18 protein-coding genes are annotated in these 19,182 nt (G+C 53.5%); 15 read left to right on the top strand and 3 right to left on the bottom strand.

Annotated elements, in window-relative coordinates; translation table 11 throughout:
- The 3 genes from A4S02_RS11970 to A4S02_RS11960 form a co-directional block, all read right to left on the bottom strand.
- Positions 1-630, bottom strand: a complete 630-nt coding sequence (locus tag A4S02_RS11970; protein WP_026019354.1) for an RDD family protein — start codon at positions 628-630, stop codon at positions 1-3.
- Positions 631-690: 60 nt separating this feature from the next.
- Positions 691-1,938 carry a bifunctional glutamate N-acetyltransferase/amino-acid acetyltransferase ArgJ gene (gene argJ / locus A4S02_RS11965; RefSeq protein ID WP_070323904.1) on the bottom strand — a complete coding sequence of 416 codons (1,248 nt, stop codon included), beginning with the start codon at positions 1,936-1,938 and terminating at the stop codon, positions 691-693.
- Between the two features lie 75 nt (positions 1,939-2,013).
- Positions 2,014-2,934, bottom strand: a complete 921-nt coding sequence (locus A4S02_RS11960) for a peptidylprolyl isomerase (protein WP_070324266.1) — start codon at positions 2,932-2,934, stop codon at positions 2,014-2,016.
- A gap of 226 nt (positions 2,935-3,160) precedes the next feature.
- On the opposite strand from A4S02_RS11960, the gene secA reads away from it, so the two are divergent.
- The 15 genes from secA (at position 3,161) to folP (ending at position 19,174) form a co-directional block, all read left to right on the top strand.
- Entirely contained in the window at positions 3,161-5,887 is a 2,727-nt protein-coding gene (gene secA, locus A4S02_RS11955; RefSeq protein ID WP_070323903.1) for a preprotein translocase subunit SecA, read from the top strand.
- Positions 5,888-5,926: 39 nt separating this feature from the next.
- Positions 5,927-6,676: a YebC/PmpR family DNA-binding transcriptional regulator gene (locus A4S02_RS11950; RefSeq protein WP_019089096.1), complete on the top strand. Its 750-nt coding sequence runs from the start codon at positions 5,927-5,929 to the stop codon at positions 6,674-6,676.
- A gap of 6 nt (positions 6,677-6,682) precedes the next feature.
- Entirely contained in the window at positions 6,683-7,189 is a 507-nt protein-coding gene (gene ruvC, locus A4S02_RS11945) for a crossover junction endodeoxyribonuclease RuvC (RefSeq protein WP_003623340.1), read from the top strand.
- Positions 7,186-7,794, top strand: a complete 609-nt coding sequence (gene ruvA / locus A4S02_RS11940) for a Holliday junction branch migration protein RuvA (RefSeq protein ID WP_070323902.1) — start codon at positions 7,186-7,188, stop codon at positions 7,792-7,794. The genes ruvC and ruvA overlap by 4 nt, the downstream gene beginning before the upstream one ends.
- A complete protein-coding gene (gene ruvB / locus A4S02_RS11935; protein WP_019089098.1) occupies positions 7,791-8,867 on the top strand; it encodes a Holliday junction branch migration DNA helicase RuvB in 1,077 nt (358 codons plus the stop codon). Before ruvA ends, ruvB begins: the two co-directional genes overlap by 4 nt.
- A complete protein-coding gene (gene ybgC, locus A4S02_RS11930) occupies positions 8,864-9,277 on the top strand; it encodes a tol-pal system-associated acyl-CoA thioesterase (RefSeq protein WP_019089099.1) in 414 nt (137 codons plus the stop codon). Before ruvB ends, ybgC begins: the two co-directional genes overlap by 4 nt.
- A gap of 98 nt (positions 9,278-9,375) precedes the next feature.
- Positions 9,376-10,116, top strand: a complete 741-nt coding sequence (gene tolQ / locus A4S02_RS11925; RefSeq protein WP_099046897.1) for a protein TolQ — start codon at positions 9,376-9,378, stop codon at positions 10,114-10,116.
- A 3-nt stretch (positions 10,117-10,119) separates the two neighbouring features.
- Complete coding sequence (gene tolR / locus A4S02_RS11920) at positions 10,120-10,551, top strand: protein TolR (RefSeq protein WP_006115643.1); 432 nt, start codon at positions 10,120-10,122, stop codon at positions 10,549-10,551.
- A 31-nt stretch (positions 10,552-10,582) separates the two neighbouring features.
- Positions 10,583-11,590, top strand: coding sequence for a hypothetical protein (locus A4S02_RS11915; protein WP_019089101.1), 1,008 nt, complete (start codon positions 10,583-10,585; stop codon positions 11,588-11,590).
- A 23-nt stretch (positions 11,591-11,613) separates the two neighbouring features.
- Complete coding sequence (gene tolB / locus A4S02_RS11910; RefSeq protein ID WP_070323901.1) at positions 11,614-12,978, top strand: Tol-Pal system beta propeller repeat protein TolB; 1,365 nt, start codon at positions 11,614-11,616, stop codon at positions 12,976-12,978.
- Between the two features lie 323 nt (positions 12,979-13,301).
- Complete coding sequence (gene pal, locus A4S02_RS11905) at positions 13,302-13,784, top strand: peptidoglycan-associated lipoprotein Pal (protein ID WP_019089103.1); 483 nt, start codon at positions 13,302-13,304, stop codon at positions 13,782-13,784.
- A gap of 117 nt (positions 13,785-13,901) precedes the next feature.
- Positions 13,902-14,666, top strand: coding sequence for a tol-pal system YbgF family protein (locus A4S02_RS11900; RefSeq protein ID WP_070323900.1), 765 nt, complete (start codon positions 13,902-13,904; stop codon positions 14,664-14,666).
- Positions 14,667-14,674: 8 nt separating this feature from the next.
- Positions 14,675-15,988 (top strand): tRNA lysidine(34) synthetase TilS, encoded by a 1,314-nt coding sequence (gene tilS / locus A4S02_RS11895; protein ID WP_070323899.1) that lies wholly within the window; start codon positions 14,675-14,677, stop codon positions 15,986-15,988.
- A 137-nt stretch (positions 15,989-16,125) separates the two neighbouring features.
- Entirely contained in the window at positions 16,126-18,063 is a 1,938-nt protein-coding gene (gene ftsH, locus A4S02_RS11890) for an ATP-dependent zinc metalloprotease FtsH (RefSeq protein WP_070323898.1), read from the top strand.
- A 76-nt stretch (positions 18,064-18,139) separates the two neighbouring features.
- The gene (gene folP, locus A4S02_RS11885) at positions 18,140-19,174 is read left to right on the top strand and encodes a dihydropteroate synthase (RefSeq protein WP_070324265.1); all 1,035 of its coding nucleotides are present in this window, start codon (positions 18,140-18,142) and stop codon (positions 19,172-19,174) included.
- Positions 19,175-19,182: the final 8 nt, after the last annotated feature.

Raw genomic sequence — 19,182 nt, 5'->3', positions numbered from 1 at the left:
TTAGCGATGTGGTTGGAAGGGCGCAACTTGCTGTGTTTCTGCCCGTATAACCAATGTGCCAGCTATAAGATCATGAAGCCCCTGCTTGCGCCGTGTAAACGCAACCATGATGACGCCGATATACAGCAGCGGAAAAGAGATAAAGGCCTTGATGACAAAGCGCAGAATGGCCTGTGCCAAACTAATCTGCCCTCCAGCAAGTGTTACCACTTCCAACCTGCATACCCGTTTACCGGGTGTGCCACGGAGGGAAGAGGCCTCAAACAACACGTAATAGATTGCCGGAATAAGGGCGAGCAGTAGGCTGGCGAGAGGCCACGGCCCTGTGTGAATGTGCGGGATAAGAACAGAGATGTTTTCAGGCTGCACGAAGGAGGCAACATCCACCACGTTCATGCTTTGCCCAGAACCATCAATAGGCAGTTCCTGCCAATCCACGGAGACATTGGGCGCAACAAAAAACCCCAGAACGGTTTCTATGGCTCCAAGAATAATGCCATCAATCAGAAAGGCCCATACCCGCCACCAGAAACCGGCGTAAATCCATACAGGAGCGGGAGTGCCGGGCTGCATTCCATAAAAATCGCCAGAAGGTGCCCCCCAGCCAGGGGGTGGTGCCGAATTGGACATAAGAACCTGCTCCGCAGGAAAGATAAGATAAGTAAATAAACAGAGGGCAGATGGTGGCGGTTAGCTGCGGTAAGACCCATTGATATCAATGTAGCCGTGGGTCAGATCACAGCTCCAAGCTTGAGCGATGCCTGTGCCAAGGCCGAGATCAACAGCAATGTCGATTTCCTGCCCCTTCATATGTGCCACCACGGGGGTTTCATCATACCCATCTACAACGGTGCCGTTGCGGGCTATGCAGACACCACCAATAGAAACAGAAAGCGTATCGCGGTCTGCAGGTTCCCCACATTTGCCAACGGCCATAACAACGCGGCCCCAATTGGCATCTTCCCCCGCCACGGCGGTTTTTACCAGTGGGGAATTACCAATAGCCATGGCAACGCGCCATGCAGATTGATCGGATACAGCTCCGCTCACCTTAATGCTCATCAGCTTGGTAATGCCCTCACCATCCCGAATAACCAGTAGGGCGAGATCATGTAGAACGACGTTCAACGCGGTGCGGAAATCAGCCAGTTCTGGGTCTGTCAGAACATCTGTAGTGGTGACAATATCGGGATTCTGCGCTGCTCCGGTTGCAAACAGAAGCACCATGTCGGAGGTTGAGGTATCCGAGTCCACCGTAATGCAATTGAATGTTTTCTGAATACCTGCGCTTAACAGGGTTTGCAGCACGGAGGCCGGCAGCTTTGCATCCGTTGCCACAAAAGCAAGCATGGTGGCCATGTCTGGCGCAATCATGCCACTGCCTTTGGCAATACCTTGAATAATAACTTCCGTGCCTTTGATAGTGGCTTTGCGCACGGCAACTTTGGGGAAGGTATCCGTGGTCATGATCCCGCGTGCGGCATCTTCCCACCCGTTTTCCGAAAGGGCGGTATGCAGTGCCGGAAGCGCAGAGGTAATGCGTTCAGCAGGCAGAATTTCCCCAATAACGCCGGTAGAAGCCAAATAAACATTCTCGGCAGAACAGTCTGCTAGCTTGGCAGCGGCCTCTGCTGTGGCTTCGCATGTTTTGCGTCCGGCTTGACCGGTAAATACGTTGGCGTTCCCGGCGTTTACAACCAGTGCGCGGGCTTCACCCTTGGGCAGAATGGCACGGCACCAATCTACAGGTGCACCGGGGCATTTGGATTTGGTAAATACGCCCGCAACGGTGGTGCCGGGGGCCATTTCAGCCAGAACCAGATCTGTGCGCCCCTTGTAGCGAATACCAGCTGCAATAGCGCCAAGGCGAATCCCACGCACAACACCAAGTTCCGGCATTGGCAGGGCCAGGGGGGAAACGGGGATTGTCTGCGCCATCTGGCGGTATCCTTAAGGGGTATCTGTGCAAAAACCTCGCCCTAAATAAAGGGCGAGGTTTGCGGTTTAATGGTCTTATTTCTTAGGTGCGGCAGCAGGTGCGGGCGCATCAGCCAATGGCTTGCCAGTGTTCGGGTCAAAACGCACGATCTTGACCTGGTTGGTGGCTTTATCCACGGCTTCACGCACGTATTTCTGGATAAGGGCCTGGCGGATTTTGTCCCGCACGGCGTCCAGTGTGGGAACCGGGTCTGTGCGTGTGTCCAGTACCTGAATGACATGGTAGCCATACTGGCTTTTCACCGGAGTGCTGCTGATTTCCCCCTTTTTCATGGCGAAGGCTGCATCGGAGAAGGCCGGGATCATGTCTGTTTTCTTGAACCAGCCTAGGTCACCACCGTTCTGCTGGGCACTGCCCTTGTCGGTGGAAACTTCAGCGGCCAGTTTACCAAAATCTGCGCCAGCCTTCAGTTTTTTGATAACATCATTGGCTTCAGCTTCGGTTTTTACCAGAATGTGGCGGGCATGCACTTCTTTTTCAGCTGGCTTGCCTGCGTAATTCTGATCATAATACTGCTTAACGGCATCATCATTCAGATGTGGCATAACCTGCTCAGACAACCATGCATTCTGCAATGCAATGTTGGAAGCGTTGACCATCATCTGTTGGGTTTCGGGCTTTTTGTCCAAGCCTTCTTTCTGTGCTGTAATCAGAATGGCTTTCTGATCTGCTAATTGATTGACCAGCATAGGGAAAATAAGGTTCGGGGGCAGTTGACGCATCTGCGGTGGCAGAAAGATCATGGCAGTCTGCACATCAGACAGCGTGATTTTTTCACCATTCACGGTGGCTACCACAGCGTTGGGGTCTGCCGGCTTTGCAGGAGCGGCCGCAGTTGCGGGAGCCGGGTCTGCTGCAAAGGAGGGCGTGCAAAGGGTGGTGGTAGCAAAAAGAGCTGCTGCTGCCAGTCCAAACGCGTGGGGAATAAGCCGCATGTGTATTAAAACCTTTAAAGCCATTAAAACCTATTTATCCTGTATGAAGGAGGGCTTTCCACCCGGCAACCCCTGTTTCAATCCTGCTTCCACCGGTACGGTTGGTTGACCGCAACCCGCCCCGGTCCTATTTTGCACGGCAAGCCAGCCATGCCAGTGTCCCTTGCTGCATTACCATTTGGGGTAGTGCAGGGGTAAGGGGCCGCATTGTTCCGGAAAGGTGTTCATGCTTTCACGCTTTGTCCGCGCCCTGTTCGGCACCGCCAACGACCGGACGCTTAAGATATTTCAACGCCGGGTGCCGGAGATCAACGCGCTTGAACCACAGGTACAGGCGCTGGATGATACCGCCCTTTCTGGCAAAACGCAGGAATTCCGAGACCGGATCGCCAAAGGCGAAAGTCTGGATGATCTGCTGCCCGAAGCCTTTGCTGTGTGTCGTGAGGCCTCACGCAGGGTGTTGGGGATGCGGCATTTTGACGTGCAGCTGATTGGCGGCATGGTGCTTCATTCTGGCCGAATTGCAGAAATGCGCACCGGGGAAGGTAAAACCCTGGTGGCCACGCTGGCTGTGTATCTCAGCGCGTTGGCAGGCAAGGGTGTGCATGTTGTCACTGTGAACGATTATCTTGCAGCGCGTGACGCAGCAGAGATGGGGCGGCTTTACAGCTTTCTGGGTCTGACAACGGGCGTGATCGTGCCCAATATGCCTGATGATGCGCGCCGTCAGGCTTATGCGTCTGATATTACGTACGGCACGAACAACGAATTCGGCTTCGATTATCTGCGCGATAATATGAAGTACCAGTTGGGCGAAATGGTGCAGCGCCCCTTCTACCACGCGATTGTGGACGAAGTGGATTCGATCCTGATTGACGAAGCCCGGACTCCGTTGATCATTTCCGGGCCCGCAGAAGATAGTTCAAATCTATATCGCGCAGTGGATGCCGTGGTTGCCCAGCTTGTGCAGGATCCGACGACTTTTGAAAAAGATGAAAAATTCTGCACCGTCATCTTGACCGATTCCGGCTCAGATCATGTGGAAAACCTGCTGCGTCAGGCCGGTGTGCTGGATGAAGGTGGGCTTTACGATCTGCAGCATGTGGCTGTGGTGCATCATGTTCAGCAATCTTTGCGTGCGCATACATTGTTCTCGCGCGATGTGGATTACATCGTGCGTGATGGCAAAGTGGTGATTATTGACGAATTCACCGGACGTATGATGGAAGGCCGCCGGTATTCCGATGGCCTGCATCAGGCGCTGGAAGCCAAAGAGCACGTGGAAGTTCAGCAGGAAAACCAGACGCTGGCCTCCATTACCTTCCAGAACTATTTCCGCCTTTATCCCAAGCTTTCCGGCATGACCGGCACCGCCATGACAGAGGCGGATGAGTTTGCAGAAATTTACAATCTGGATGTGGTAGCCATTCCTACCAACCGTCCGGTTGCCCGTAAGGATGAAGACGACGAAATTTATCTGACAGAGCAGGAAAAGTTTGCTGCTGTTGTCAAACTCATCCGGGATGTGCACGAACGTGGCCAGCCGATTCTGGTTGGCACCACGTCCATTGAAAAAAGTGAAGCGCTTTCAGACCTACTGAAGCGTGAAGCTATTCCGCATAATGTGCTGAATGCTCGTTTCCATGAAATGGAAGCGAAAATTGTGGCGCAGGCGGGTGCACCGGGTGCCATTACCATTGCCACCAACATGGCTGGTCGAGGCACGGATATTAAGCTCGGCGGCCATGTGGAAATGCTGATCTCCCAGACTTTGGGGGATATGGAAGACTCTCCAGAGCGTGATGTGGCTGAGAAGGAAATTCGTGACCGCGTTGCACGGGATCATGACATTGTACAGCAAGCAGGTGGCTTGTATGTTGTGGGCACGGAACGGCATGAAAGCCGCCGGATTGATAACCAGTTGCGTGGTCGTGCCGGGCGTCAGGGTGACCCCGGCAATTCCAAGTTCTTTATCTCGCTTCAAGATGACCTGATGCGTATTTTTGGTTCAGACCGCATGAGCGGAATGTTCCAGAAAATGGGTATGAAGCAAGGCGAGGCCATTGTTCATCCGTGGTTGAGCAAGGCGCTGGAGCGGGCGCAGAGAAAAGTCGAAGCACGCAACTTCGATATGCGCAAAAACACGCTCAAATATGATGACGTGATGAATGATCAGCGCAAGGAAGTGTATGCCCAGCGCCGTGAGTTCATGGCGACTGAAGATGTATCTTCCATTGTGACGGAAGCGCAGGAAGATGTCATTGATGCAATGGTGGCACGTCGTATTCCGGAAAAATCCTTTGCAGAACAGTGGGATGTGGCTGGCCTTACGGAAGATGTGCAGAAAACCTTTGGCTTGGACCTGCCAATAGCAGCTTGGGCCAAGGAAGACGGTATGGACGCCGAGGCTGTAGCTGACCGGATCAGTCAGGCTGCCACACAGGCGCAGGCAGCCCGAGCCGCCAATATCGGCCCAGATTTGATGCGCTTTATTGAAAAGCAGATCCTGCTAACAACATATGATGCGGTGTGGAAAGAGCATCTGCATGCATTGGATCAGTTGCGGCAAGGTATTGGGCTACGTGCTTATGGCCAGAAAGATCCACTAAACGAATATAAGCACGAAGCCTTCCAGCTATTTACATTCATGCTGGAAGAAATGCGCCAGCGTGTGGTGGGGCTGATGGCGCGGGTGGAAGTGACACCTCCGCCAGCGGCGGCTGATCCGTTTGCTGATACGGCAGAAATCCATGCTGATCCAGAAGTGCAGGGATACGCCTCGGAACCGGGGCCGGGCCTTTCACCTGGTGCATCGCCGGAAATGGCCACGCCTATTGGTGGCAGCGCTATTATGCCGGATGATCCTTCAAGCTGGGGTGAAACACCTCGTAACGCGCCCTGCCCATGTGGCTCGGGCCAGAAATACAAGCATTGTCATGGGCGGCTTGTTTAAAGCCTGCCCGGCACTGTTGCAGACGACAAGGTAAGGAAGATGGCTGGTCATTCCCAGTTTAAGAACATTATGCACCGGAAAGGTGCGCAGGATGCAAAACGCTCCAAGCAGTTCGGTAAGGTTATTCGTGAACTTACGGTGGCCACGCGTTCAGGCTTGCCTGATCCGGCAGCTAACCCACGTTTGCGTGCAGCCATTTCTGCTGCGCGTGAAGTGAACATGCCCAAAGACACTATTGAACGTGCCATTAAAAAGGCATCTGGTGCTGCGGGTAGTGATGACTATGTGGAAGTGCGGTACGAGGGCTATGGCCCTGCCGGTGTGGCCGTTATTGTTGAAGGGCTAACCGATAACCGCAATCGTACAGCATCTGATGTGCGTGCGGCATTTTCTAAGCACGGGGGCTCTATGGGGGAAACAAACTCCGTTTCTTTCATGTTCCGCCGGTTGGGTGTGATGACATACCCTGCTTCTGTTGCTTCTGAAGATGAAATGCTGGAAGCGGCTATTGAAGCTGGTGCGGAAAATGTTGTCTCTACAGAAACGGCGCATGAAGTGACATGTGAAGTGGAATCCTTCTTTGCCGTGAAAGATGCGCTGGAAGCGCGCTTTGGTGAGCCGGAAAGTGCCAAGCTGGACTGGCGCCCCGAAAACACCGTAACGCTGGATGAAGACAAAGCTCGCAGCCTGTTCAAGCTGCTTGATACGCTTGAAGACCACGATGACGTGCAAAATGTGTACGCCAATTTTGACCTGCCGGATGATCTGGCCGAAAAACTTTCGGCATAAATTATAATGGTACGTCTGCTCGGCATTGATCCCGGCCTGCGATTTACAGGATGGGGCGTGATTGATGTCGAGGGCAATCGGCTCCGGCATGTTGAAAATGGCGTTATTGCAACCAATAGCGCTGATAGCGTGCCAGACCGCTTAAAGGTGCTGCATGATAACCTGCTGATGCTGATAGACAGGTTGGCACCACAAGAATCTGCCGTTGAAGAAACTTACGTAAACCGTAATGGTTCGGCCACTCTTAAGCTGGGTTATGCGCGCGGCGTGGCGTTGCTTGTGCCTGCATTGGCTGGAGTAAGTGTGGCGGAATACGGCGCGCTTTCTGTTAAAAAATCGGTTGTTGGCACCGGATCAGCAGATAAAAAACAGGTGGAAATGATGGTGCGGCGGCTTTTGCCCGGAGCAGAAATTATCCGTGCAGATGCGTCGGATGCGCTGGCGGTTGCTATTTGCCACGCGCATCATCGTGCCAGTGCACGCCATATTGCAGCCGGGGTAAGAATGGCATGATTGCGTTTTTATGCGGATTGGTCATTCAAGTTGATCTGGGAAGCTGCGTTATAGACGTAAATGGTGTGGGCTATCTTGTTGCGGCTTCTACACGCACTTTGGCAGCCTTACCGAACCCACCAGAAAAAGCACGGATTATGGTAGAAACCGTTGTGCGCGAAGATGCCATTCTTCTGTACGGTTTTATGGAAAGTGCAGAGCGTGAGTGGTTCCGGCTGTTAACAAGCGTGCAGGGGGTAGGGGCAAAGGTTGCTCTTGGTATTCTCTCCACCCTTTCTCCAGGGGAGTTGGTAGCTGCGCTGATGACATCAGATAAAGCCAGTCTTACACGTGCGCCGGGTGTAGGCGGTAGGCTGGCAGAACGGATTCTGACAGAACTGCGTGATAAAGCCGGCAAAATGCCCGGTGGTGGTGGCGGTATTACCATTCCGGCTATGGCAACCCCTGCTGGCAGTATAGAAGCAGATGCGCTTATGGCGTTGGCTGGCTTGGGTTTCCGCCGGGCAGAAGCAGCTCCTGTGGTCCGGAAAGTAATGGATGCACATGGGGCGGCTGCCACACTGGATCTGGTGATTCGTGATAGCCTGAAAGACCTTGCCCGATGAGTGCGGAGTTTACGCCTGACCGGGAAATTGATGCGGCTCGGCGGGAAGAAGATGTTGGCGAATCCACACTTCGTCCGCAAACTCTGCATGATTTTACGGGCCAGAAGGCTAGCCGGGAAAACCTTTCTATCTTTATCAAGGCAGCCAAACAACGTGGTGATGCCTTAGATCATGTTCTGCTGCATGGGCCGCCGGGGTTGGGTAAAACAACCTTGGCCCAGATTGTTGCGCGCGAACTAGGGGTGGGTTTTCGGGCCACGTCTGGCCCTGTTATCCAGCGCGCGGGTGATCTGGCAGCAATTCTTACCAATTTACAGCCTCGTGATGTGCTGTTTATTGATGAAATTCACCGCCTTCAGCCCGCCATTGAGGAAATTCTCTATCCTGCGATGGAAGATTTCCAACTTGATCTGATTATTGGGGAAGGTCCTGCTGCACGGTCTGTCCGTATTGATTTGCCGCCCTTTACGCTTGTGGCAGCTACAACGCGGGCAGGGCTTTTGGCCACGCCATTGCGGGACAGATTTGGGATTCCCCTTAGGCTGGTTTTTTATACACCCGAAGAACTGTGTAAAATTGTAGCCCGAGGTGCAGAAAAACTGGATTTTGCTCTCACCTTAGGTGGTGCAATGGAAATTGCCCGTCGCTCACGCGGCACACCACGTATTGCCGGGCGGCTGTTGCGCCGGGTGCGGGATTTTGCGTCTGTAACTGTGCCTGCTGGTGTGCCGGTAGAAACAGAAGTGGCAGATGCAGCCCTCAAGCGGCTAGAGGTCGATGCGCTTGGGTTGGATGCCATGGATAGGCGTTACCTACGCCGGATTGCCGAATATCATCATGGTGGCCCGGTTGGGGTGGAAACGCTGGCGGCAGCTCTGGCTGAATCGCGCGATACATTGGAAGATGTCATTGAACCTTACCTAATCCAGGAAGGTCTGGTTCTGCGTACCACTCGCGGTCGTGTTCTTGGTGAACGCGGTTGGCGGCATCTGGGGCTTACTCCGCCGGCTTCGGCTACCGGGGGCAACCAGCAGATGGATTTTCTTGCAGGCGAGGATGAGGGGGAAGAATGACCACCCACTCCATAGATTTTAGAATCTATTACGAAGATACAGATGCGGGCGGTATTGTTTACCATGCACGATATCTTGCTTTTGCAGAACGTGCGCGCACCGAGGCGATTCGGAGCTTGGGTATGCCAGCATCCAGTTTGCAGGAAGAATATGGGCTCGTTTTTGTGGTGCGTGATGCCCGCCTTGCCTACAAAATGCCCCTGAAACTGGATGATATTGTAACAGTTACCACCCGCTTGATTGACCTGAGAGCGGCCAGTTGCCGGTTGGATCAGCTTTGCACGCGCGGTGAGGATATATGCGCTCAGGTTGAAGTTGGTCTGGCCTGTGTGAAGGTATCAGATGGGCGTCCTGCCCGATTTCCGCCGTTATGGCGTGATTTGTTGCAGAAATTGGCACCGAAGGGATGAAAGCGCCTCTTCTGCTTTTTTGAGGAACCAAGTAAGAAGCAGAAGCGTCGGGCAAAGCATGTGTCTCGACCGAGTCGGAGACAGATCGCCCGTAAGGGGTGCAGAGGCAGGAGGTATTATTGGATCGTGCGGTTGATGCGGCAAATCTCGGCGTAAGTGCGGCGGGAGATTTGTCAGTATGGGCGTTGTTCATGCACGCCTCGCTTGTTGTCAAAATTGTCATGCTTGGGCTGCTTGTTTGCAGCGTAATGGTATGGGCAATTATTTTAGACAAGTTTGTCACGTTGCGTCGCATCAATCGTGAAGCCACAGGGTTTGAAGATCGCTTCTGGTCTGGTGGCAGCCTTGATGATCTGTATGAAAGTGATGGCGCCAAGCCAACCAACCCAATGTCTGCCGTATTTGGTGCGGCCATGGGGGAATGGCGGCGTTCCGCCCGTATTCCCGGTGTTGATCTGGTGCGTGGCGGCGTTAAGGAACGTGTTGACCGCGCTATTGGCATTACTATCACGCGTGAAATGGACCGCCTGCGCCGCTGGGTGATTTTTCTGGCTACCGTTGCACCTGTTGCACCGTTTGTCGGCCTGTTTGGCACGGTGTGGGGTATCATGCACTCCTTCAGCTCCATTGCTGCTGAACACAACACCAACCTGAGCGTTGTAGCCCCCGGTATTTCCGAAGCCCTGTTTGCAACGGCTATTGGCCTGTTAACGGCTATTCCGGCTTATGTGGCGTATAACGTCATCAGCAACAGCATGGATCTTTTTCAGGATCGTCTGGAAGGCTTTGGCACCGAGTTTGCTGCCATTCTTTCTCGCCAGTCCGAAGAGAGGACCTGAGATATGGCAATGCCGTCGGGAGGAAGCGGACGCCGCCGCAGGCGTCCGATGGCCGAAATTAATGTCACTCCCATGGTGGACGTGATGTTGGTGCTGCTGATCATCTTTATGGTGACATCTCCAATGATGACCAGCGGTGTAAATGTTGATCTGCCCAAAACAGATGCGCGCCCGGTTAATTCAGACAGCAAGCCTATTACCGTTTCCATCAAGTCTGATGGCACGCTGTATTTGGGGGATAACCCCGTTACAGCAGATCAACTTGTGGCCCAGCTGAAGGCTGCTTCCAACAATGATCCTTCCCACCGTATTTTTGTACGTGGGGATGCCCATATTGATTACGGGCAGGTCATGCAGGTTATGGGGCAGATTACGGAAGGCGGCTTTACGCATGTGGCTCTGCTGGCGCAGCAACCTGCCAGCAGTGGGCATTAAGCCATCCGGATAGGGTGGAGAGGTACGAACAATGCCCATGGCAAGGCCACGCCGGTCTGATCAGATTATACTCCGGCGATCGCTTTATCTGTCAGGGGGCGCGCATGTCGCGCTTTTGCTGGCACTGCTGATTACTCTTCCGCCGCCCAAGCCGCCGGAAGAGCCCCCACAGCCTACGATTGAAATGCAGTTCGAGCAGTCGGACGCACAAGAAGGTGGCCCTGCCGCTAAGGCAGAAAAGGCTGCGGCTGAACCTAAGCCCCCAGCCCCGGAAGAAAAGGAGGCTCCGCCTACGCCAGAGCCTCCGAAGGATGTGCCGAATGAGGAGGCCCCGCCGCCACCTCCGCCGCCACAGCCTGTTCCGCCGCCGCCTGTGCCGGAATCTGAAAAGCTGCCAGATGTGCCTTTGCCCCCCAAGGCGGAAGAGCCGTCTCCTGAGGTTGTGAAAACGCCGCCGTCTCCACCTTCTCCGGTGCAGCCGACGAATAGTGTGGCCCCACCTTCACCCATTACGCAGCCAACGGATACGTTGCCGGATGCGGCAATCCCGTCTCATATCACGCAGCCGAACAAGGCGCAGAAGAGTCAGGCAGAGTCTCATTCCTTGCTGGAAACGCTGGATACGTTCCGGTCGGATCAAAAGCAGACGCATGCGCCCAAGGCACGTGCCAATCCGGTTGCTGGTGGTTCGCCCAAAGGGGGTGGTTCACCTGTGGGCAGTAACATTACGGGCAGCCTGAGTGCTGGCCAGCAAAAAGCTATCGGGGCTGCGGTAAGGCGCTGCTACACAGAAGATACTGCCGCCAAGGATTATGCCAGCTTTGTGGCGCATTTGGTGGTTACGGTAGATGGAACGGGTGAAGCCCGCATTGTGCAGTTTGCGCCAGAAACACAGGCCCGCATGAATGCGGATTCTTCGTATCGTGCGCTGGCTGAAAGAGCCCGGGCCGCTGTTCTAAGTCCAACATGTGCCAAGCTGCCAATCCCCAAGGAATTGCTGGGGCAGCCACGGCAACTGAAGTTTGTATTCAGGCCTTAAGCAGGCCTTAGGGAGAAAAACACATGGTGATGAGTACCCGCCCCCTTATTTCCGATCAGGAAGCCGATGTGCTGGCTGGCGCGCTGCGTCGGCGTAGCCTGCTGGGGGCCAGTGTGGCTGCTGGCGGTATTATGGCCATGCCTGTTGGAGCATTTGCGGCTGCCAGCGCTCCAGAAGCTGAAATTACGGTTGATCAGGCCCGCACGGCGCCTATTCCCATCATCATTCCCAATTTTGGTGGTGGCTTGGGCGAGAAAATTGCCGAAGTGCTGACGAATGACCTGAACAATACAGGCCTGTTCAAGGTTATGCCGGGTAGCACAACATCTGGTACGCCAGATTTTGCAACCTCCAAAAGCATGGGCGCACATGCGCAGGTAACAGGTTCTGTTTCTGGCGGCGGGTCTTCTGTGCGGGTAGAAATGCGCCTGTGGGATGTGCTGAGCCATCAGCAGATTCAGGGCACAGCCTATACAACGTCTGCGGCAAACTGGCGCCGAATTGCCCATATTGTGGGCGATGTTATTTACCAGCGGATGTTGGGCGAAAAAGGGTATTTTGATACCCGTATTGCCTTTATTTCCCGCTCTGGCCCGCGTGGCCATCAGCGCACACGTTTGGCCGTTATGGATCAGGACGGTGCAAATGCTCGGATGCTGACAACTGGCAAGTGGCTGACGCTGACACCGCGTTTCAGCCCAGTGAAGGATCAGATTGCCTTTATGTCCTACGCCAACAACCGCCCACGGGTTTATCTGTTTGATTTGACCAGCGGCCGCCAGCAGATTCTGGGTGAGTTTGAAGGTATTTCCTTCGCGCCGCGTTTCTCACCAGATGGGCGTTCTGTTGTGCTGTCAGTCACCCGTAATGGTGGGTCTGATCTATATATTGTAGATCTGGCATCTGGTTCTCGCCGTCAGATCACGTCTTCTGGTGCTATTGATACCAGCCCGTGCTTCAGCCCGGATGGATCACAGATTGTCTTCAACTCGGATCGTGGTGGCAGCCCGCAGATTTACATCATGCCGGCTTCCGGTGGTGGTGCGCGCCGTATTTCTTACGGTCAGGGCACGTATGGGTCTCCAGTGTGGTCTCCGCGTGGGGATCTGATTGCGTTTACACGTATTGCCGAAGGTATGTTCTCGCTTGGTGTTATGGCACCGGATGGCACTGGTGAGCGAATCATGACACAGGGCTTTACGGTAGAAAGCCCAAGCTTCTGCCCCAATGGCCGCGTGTTGGCATATTGCCGCCAGAGCCGTGCAGGGGCTGGTGGTGCGGGCTTTAGCTCCACCATCGGAATGGTGGATATTACGGGCTTTAATGACCGCGTTCTGCCTACTCCAGAAGCTGCGTCAGACCCAGCATGGTCTCCTTTAAACGGCTAAAAATTGGCTGTTTGTGAACAAAACCCTGTATCACAAAAATGTGATGCAGGGTTTTTGCTGTTCATAATTTGGCCGCAATAAAGGCAGATACAGGCAATAAGCAGAACTGTGTCTTTTTCGTCTCACTAAGTGTATGGCAGGTATGAGATAGAGAGATGCAACTTGACCCACAGAATAAGCTATGGCTTAGGGCAAGTTGGTCTCCAAAATTCGTCGGCTCTTCGAAGGGTTCGGAGAGGAGCAGAAGAAGACGCGGGGATACAAGGTTAGAACTCTTTTCTCCCGAATAGTTCCGCAAGGAACCAATTCTCAGGATCCGACACATGAGACTAAAAGTAGTTGCCGCGCTTGGTATGGTTGCCCTGCTGTCAGCCTGCGCCCACGATAATGCAAACACTGGTGCCTCTAACAGTGCTGCTACCACGCAGCCGACCATTAGCGGCCCCGTTCCCGGCAGTGAAGCTGATCTGGTTGCAAACGTGGGTGACCGCGTTTTCTACGACCTGAACAAAAGCGGCCTGCGTGATGATGCCAAAGATACCCTGCAGAAGCAGGCTGACTGGCTGGCAAAATATCCGCAGGTTAACGTTGAAGTTGCAGGTAACTGCGATGACCGCGGCACCGAAGAATACAACATTGCTCTGGGCCAGCGCCGCGCCAATGCAGCGCGTGATTACCTGGTAGCCAAGGGCGTAGCTTCTTCCCGCATTTCTACCATCTCCTACGGTAAAGATCGTCCGACCGCTCTGGGTGATGATGAAGATGCATGGGCTCAGAACCGTAATGCCATTACCTCTGTTAAATAAGATTTCAGATTTTTCTGAAAGCTGACAGAGCAAATACAGGCCGGGTGTTAAAGCCCGGCCTGTTTTGTATTGTAAGCACTTGTCTTACAGAAAAAGTGGTATGATGTTTGTGCCTATATGTTGTGGAAGGGTAAGAACCTGATGAAAGTCTGCTTCAAAGCATCGCGGCATGTCCGCACAGGGCTTGTGGCGTTGGCAATGGCAACCGCAATAAGCAGTGTGTGCGTGCCAGTTGCATGGGCGCGGGATACTGCAAATTCAGGCACGAATGATCTCATTGCCCAGTTGCTGGACCGTGTGAGCACGTTGGAGCAGCAGCAGCGTGATATGCGCGGTGAAATTGATCAGCTAACCAATGAACTGCAGCAAAAAACCGCAGCTCTTTCCAAACAGATAGCAGATAACCAGTTTGCGGCTCAGGCAAATGCTGGTGCAGCAGGCGCTTCCACGGCTGCCGCTGCTTCAACAGATACAACGCCCAAGGATGCAGCAAAGCCCACAACACCAGATGGGATGCTCGCTAGCGGGAAAGCTGCTTTGCAGAAGAAAGATTATGCAGAAGCGCAGTCTGATGCCGAATCAGCGCTTAAGAACGCCAAAGGTGCTTTTAAGGTAGATGCACAGTTTCTGCTGGCGCAGTCTTTGGCGGGCCAAAAGCAGTATCGTCAGTCTGCTGTAGCGTATTATGATGCTTACCGTCAGGCTCCTAAAAGTGGGCGTGCACCAGATGCGTTGCTGGGTGTTTCTGCTTCCCTGCTGGCATTGGGGGATAAAAAGGCATCATGTGAAGCGCTTTCCAAGCTGAAAGCAGAATTCCCCACACCTTCCACCCGTGTTGCACATGCAGCAGAAGTATACGCCAAACGAGGCAACTGCGAATAACGGTTAGCGTGGTATCGGAAAAAGTGTCTGCTCCTGTCTTTTTTGGGCGTGATGTTTTTTCCGATCAGCCCGTTTCGCTGGCGTGTTTTGCGCAATGTATGGCCCAGTTAGGGCCGTTTTTTCCTGATCAATCAGATTATCCTCCTATTGCTATGGCTGTTTCTGGCGGCGGAGATAGCCTATGCCTTGCGTGGCTGGCGTCTTTCTGGCGGAAAAACCTGTTGGCTTTAGTGGTAGATCATGGCTTGCGCCCAGAATCTGGGCAGGAAGCGCAACAGACCATTGCGCGTTTGCAGGCAATGAATATTCCGGCGCAGTTGCTGGTGCTCACAGACCTTAAAAAAGGTTCGGCCATGGCGCACAGAGCCAGAGAGGCCCGCTATGCACGCCTGATAGCCGCCTGTCAGGAATATGGGTGTACGGACCTTTTGTTGGGCCATCAGGCGGACGATCTGGCTGAAACAGTCTGGATGCGCCAAAATTCCAGCAGTGGGCCGGAAGGGCTGGCGGGCATGGGTTGGATAACTGTGCGGCCGGATATACGGCTTATTCGCCCCTTGCTCGGGTTTTCTCGGCTGGCATTGCGCAATACCTTACGACAAGCGTGTGTTGAATGGGTGGATGATCCTTCCAATCAGGATCAGCGGGCGGAGCGTGTGCGTTTGCGTTTGCGTTTTCTGCTGCAAGAAAACGATCAACGTGCGCATTTCTGGAAATTGGGCATGCAATCCGGCCAGCTTCGGATGTGCAAGGAGCGCGAACGCGCCGCACAGCTTGCCCAGCATGCTGTGATGTGCCCGGAAGGTTGGGCTATGTTGGGGTCAGAATTGCCAGATGTTGATGTGCTTGCGGCTCTTATCCGCAGTGTAGGCGGGGCTGAATATCCACCAGCTCAATCTGCTGTAGTGCGCTTGAAAGATATGGCAACAGAAGCCACGTTGGCTGGAACACGGTTTATCTATCATAAACAGCAATGGATGCTCATGCGGGAAGAAGCTGCAATGGCTCCTGCGCAGCAAGCGGAAAATGGCACCGTATGGGATAACCGGTTTGTATTGTACCTTCCCGTATCAGTTCAAAAAGAGGGGCTGATGATAGCCGGAGCAGGGTATGGGCTGGCACGCAAAATCCGTAATGGGCAACAAGCAAAGTTTTGTGCTGTGTTGCCTGCATTATGGCGTGCGGGCAAACGCGTTGCTGTGCCGCATCTGGGCTGGGTAGCAGAAAATGAGCCGGATTTGCATGGGGCAGAGTTCATTTTCCGCCCGACAGTTTCGGTTAGCAGCAGCAACGTGTATGGTGCAATTGCACAAGATTCTTAAAATATGTGTCGTTCGCAGACTAGGAATACGTAGGTGACCTCCCATTTAATAAAGGGAGAGGTTGCTTTTTTCTGCGGCAGCCGGTCAGATAAAAACTCTTCCGGCATTCTCGCACTAGGTATGGATATACGGGCAAGATGAACAATTTAGGCCGCAATCTGGCGCTGTGGGTCAGCATTATCCTGCTGCTGCTGTTGCTTGTGAACATGTTCCAGCCGGGGAGCACGCAGCACGCTGCACAGCAACTGGCATATTCGGACTTCATTGCCGATGTGGATACAGGGCATGTTCGGTCTGTTGTGATGCAAAATCATAACATCTCTGGCACGCTAACTGATGGCACGGCATTTGAAACCTATGCGCCGCTTGATCCTTCCCTTGTCACTCGCATGGTGGGCAAAGGGGTAGAGGTTGTGGCCAAACCACAGGAGCAGGAAGGCAGCCCGCTGCTGCGTTATTTCCTGAATTCCTTGCCCATTATTCTGTTGGTGGCCGCATGGCTGTTTATGATGCGGCAGATGCAGGGTGCTGGCGGTCGAGCCATGGGCTTTGGCAAATCTCGCGCCAAGATGCTGACGGAAAAGCACGGTCGCGTCACGTTTGATGATGTGGCTGGGATTGATGAAGCCAAAGGGGAGCTACAGGAAATCGTAGATTTTCTGAAGGACCCGCAAAAGTTCACCCGTTTGGGGGGTAAAATCCCCAAAGGTGTGCTGCTTGTTGGCCCTCCGGGCACCGGTAAAACCCTGTTGGCACGCGCCATTGCTGGTGAAGCCAATGTGCCATTCTTTACTATCTCTGGTTCCGACTTTGTTGAAATGTTCGTAGGTGTTGGCGCATCCCGTGTGCGTGATATGTTCGAACAGGGCAAAAAAGCCGCGCCTTGCATTATCTTCATTGACGAAATTGATGCCGTTGGGCGCCATCGTGGTGCTGGCATGGGTGGCGGTAATGATGAACGCGAGCAGACCCTAAACCAGATGCTGGTTGAGATGGATGGTTTTGAAAGCAATGAGGGTGTTATCCTGATTGCTGCTACCAACCGCCCAGATGTGCTTGATCCGGCATTGCTGCGCCCCGGTCGTTTTGACCGTCAGGTTGTGGTGCCGAACCCGGATGTGTCTGGCCGTGAGAAAATTTTGCGTGTGCATATGCGCAAGGTACCGCTGGCATCTGATGTGGACCCTCGCATTATCGCCCGTGGCACTCCCGGTTTCTCCGGTGCTGATCTTGCCAACTTGGTGAACGAAGCTGCATTGTCTGCCGCACGTTTGGGACGCCGCACTGTTTCTATGCGTGAGTTTGAAGACGCAAAAGACAAGGTGCTGATGGGTGTTGAACGTCGCTCCCTTATTATGAGCGATGATGAAAAGCGCCGCACAGCGTATCATGAAGCAGGACATGCCATTACCGCTGTTCTCGTTCCCGAAAGTGAACCTATCCATAAGGCAACCATTGTTCCGCGTGGCCGCGCATTGGGTATGGTGATGCGTCTGCCAGAAGACGATCGTTTGTCCATGAGCAAGAAAAACGCGTTTGCGCATCTTGTGGTGGCTATGGGTGGCCGTGTTGCGGAAGAAGTTATCTACGGTAAGGATAACGTCTGCAATGGCGCTATGGGTGACATTAAAATGGCAACCCGTGTGGCCCGCAGCATGGTGACTGAATGGGGCATGAGTGACAAGCTGGGCATGATTGCCTACGCGGATGATGATCAGAATGGCGGTTTCTTTGCCGGGGCCTCGCGTAATTTCTCGGAAGAAACTGCTCGTGAGATCGATGAGGAAGTGCGCCGGCTTGTAGACGAAGCATATGTGCAGGCCCGGAACTATCTGCATGATCATATTGATGAGCTGCGCCGTCTGGCAGAAGCGCTGCTGGAATATGAAACCCTGAGTGGTGAAGAAATTCGCCAGATCATGCGGGGCCAGCCGATCGAGCGTAAGGAAGAGGAAGAAAGTGGTCCGGTTAATCGGCGCTCTTCCGTGCCGCAGGTTGGTGGGCCGGATGCGCAGGGTTCCGATAAACCGGAAAATGAAAACGGGGGTCCTGCTCCTGTGCCTCAGCCAAGCTAACTTTCAAATTAAAGATATAGAGTGGAAAGAGGCGGCAGAAATGCCGCCTCTTTTTTGTTTGGGATGGGCTGAGAAGATGACGTATGTGCGGCTGATTGAACCATTGGGGCTTGTCTATGGCAACATAGCGCAAGCAGCTATCAGGCAGGGTGATGCTTTACCCTTATGTGGCGGCCCGGTGGCATTTACGTTTGTGCGTTTGATTACGGGATATCAAACAGTTGGCCTAATGCCTGTGCAGAAAGTGCCGCAGGAATGGGCGCTGGAGCTAGAGCGGATAACGTGTTCTGTACCGTCTGTTGGAGTGCCAGTAGGCCCCCAGATTATGGGTATCCTGAATATCACGCCAGATAGCTTTAGCGATGGCGGTAAACTGGCAAATATTGATCAGGCAGTTGTCAAGGCGCACGAAATGGTGCGCAGTGGCGCAACCGTGTTGGATATAGGGGGGGAAAGCACACGCCCCGGTTCAGCCTCGGTAACGCCAGAAGAAGAATGGGAGCGCATTGGCCCGGTTCTTATTGCGTTAAAGGCAGAGCTGCCAAATGTGGCTATTTCTGTAGATACGCGGAACAGTTATGTCATGCAGCAAGCTTTGGCTGCTGGGGCGCATATTATCAATGATGTGACAGCTCTTGCGTATGATAAAGTAGCTTTGCCGCTTCTGGCCGTGCAAGATTGTGGTGTTGTGCTGATGCATATGCGTGGCACACCACAAACTATGGCGCAGCATGCCGTGTATGAAGATGTGAGCATAGATGTGGTGCGTGAACTCGCACAACGGATTGAGGTCGCTGTAAAAGGTGGCATTGCACGACATCGGATTATGGTCGATCCGGGATTTGGTTTTGCAAAAAACTTTGAGCAGAATAAGGAGTTGCTGCGGCATATTCTGCTGCTGGTCAACTTGGGGTGCCGGGTTGTATTTGGTGTTTCCCGCAAGCGGATGATTGGCAACCTTACCGGTGAAACCACGCCACATTTGCGTGATGCCGGAACGCAGGCGGCCTCTTTTCCTGCTATGGCTTTGGGTAACCCGCTTTTGCGCGTGCATGATGTTAAAGGCATGATGCAGGCTGTAAACGTATGGCGGGAAATATATCAGAACTAAAAAAGTAA

The organism is Acetobacter ascendens, from assembly GCF_001766235.1.
Lineage (GTDB): Bacteria > Pseudomonadota > Alphaproteobacteria > Acetobacterales > Acetobacteraceae > Acetobacter > Acetobacter ascendens.
Note: the sequence above shows the minus strand (reverse complement) of the source record. Positions and strands in the feature narration are given on the sequence as shown.